The sequence below is a fragment of the Geobacillus proteiniphilus genome, assembly GCF_001908025.1.
Lineage (GTDB): Bacteria > Bacillota > Bacilli > Bacillales > Anoxybacillaceae > Geobacillus > Geobacillus proteiniphilus.
In genome coordinates this window covers 1-489 of sequence record NZ_MQMG01000148.1, presented here as the reverse complement: position 1 = coordinate 489, position 489 = coordinate 1, and the positions used below count along the sequence as shown (strand labels likewise).

The following is a 489-nucleotide window of genomic DNA, read 5'->3' as shown; positions in this document are numbered from 1 at the left end:
TGTTATTGACAAAATCGAATGGTTTGATTATAATGACGCTTGCTGTTTTGTTTAGTTTTGAGGGAACTTATCGTTCCTTGCAATGTGTATATGGGCCTATAGCTCAGCTGGTCAGAGCGCACGCCTGATAAGCGTGAGGTCGGTGGTTCAAGTCCACTTAGGCCCATCGGATGGGGCCTTAGCTCAGCTGGGAGAGCGCCTGCTTTGCAAGCAGGAGGTCATCGGTTCGATCCCGATAGGCTCCACCATATCGATGTTTCCTCCAATGAAAATCGTTCCTTGAAAACTAGATAACCGGAAAGAAAAGCGGAGGCTCGTTATTTCGCCTAAAAGCGGCCCGCGTCCTGCGGGCAACGGCGAAATATCGCCATCCTGGCGATCTCGAGGCCAAATGTTCTTCACCCGCTGGGGTGCTTGCACCCCGAGGGGGAAGGTTATTTGGCAGAAGAGAGCCAGGCGCCGAAGCTAGACAGGAAGAAGCCGAGACGC

Annotated in this window: 2 tRNA genes; both read left to right on the top strand. The window is 52.4% G+C overall.

From position 1 onward, the window contains the following. Nucleotides 1–92 precede the first annotated feature (92 nt). Nucleotides 93–166 (top strand) — tRNA-Ile (locus tag BRO54_RS18945). Between the two features lie 6 nt (nucleotides 167–172). Then, nucleotides 173–248: transfer RNA gene (locus BRO54_RS18940), tRNA-Ala, on the top strand. Nucleotides 249–489: the final 241 nt, after the last annotated feature.